Genomic DNA, 643 nt, shown 5'->3' on the forward strand with positions numbered 1-643 from the left:
GGTGATTCGCAACGCAAGTCACTTTCGTCGTGCCGGGTGACTCGCATAGTGGCCCATCGATTGGCGACGGAACAGTAGTCGCCTGTTGATCGCACCTGATGTTGCGGTTTGGCTGTCGCTCCTGGTTCACCGTATTGATTCACGTACCGTCCCATCCATTGGCAACGGACCCTCTGTCGCCTGTTGATCGCAATCGTGGTCACGGTTTAACATCGTAATCCCGCTTGACAATAAGGCCCATCACCACGCAGCGATTGCTACAATGGTTCTGGTCCGTCCAGCTTCCAGCCGGCGGCAAACGTAGCCTGACGAACCAAGTGGTGCACCGCAGTCGGCGAGTTGGGTTTACATTTGAATTCACGTCACCCGCGCCGACGTGGTGACCACGAAACGTTCGTCGTGCCTGGTCACGATGGTCTGTTCTTCTAGCTTTGAATTCAGCTTAACGCACACGCCAGATATGGTGACCGCGGTCGGCCCATGCTTGTTGACGCGACCTCCATTTCCTGGTGATTGCTCTTGATGTCACGGGTTGATAGATCATCGTCATCCAATCGGATGATGGCTTGGTGATTCGCAACGCAAGTCACTTTCGTCGTGCCGGGTGACTCGCATAGTGGCCCATCGATTGGCGACGGAACAG

At 55.4% G+C, this 643-nt stretch carries 1 protein-coding gene; it reads right to left on the reverse strand.

All coding sequences use genetic code 11. The features are described from left to right. Positions 1 to 437: 437 nt before the first annotated feature. Positions 438 to 643, reverse strand: a 206-nt coding sequence (locus FYC48_RS28590; protein ID WP_235034468.1) for a hypothetical protein, incomplete at its 5' end; no start/stop codon positions are given.

The sequence above is a fragment of the Roseiconus lacunae genome (assembly GCF_008312935.1).
Classification (GTDB): Bacteria; Planctomycetota; Planctomycetia; order Pirellulales; family Pirellulaceae; genus Stieleria; species Stieleria lacunae.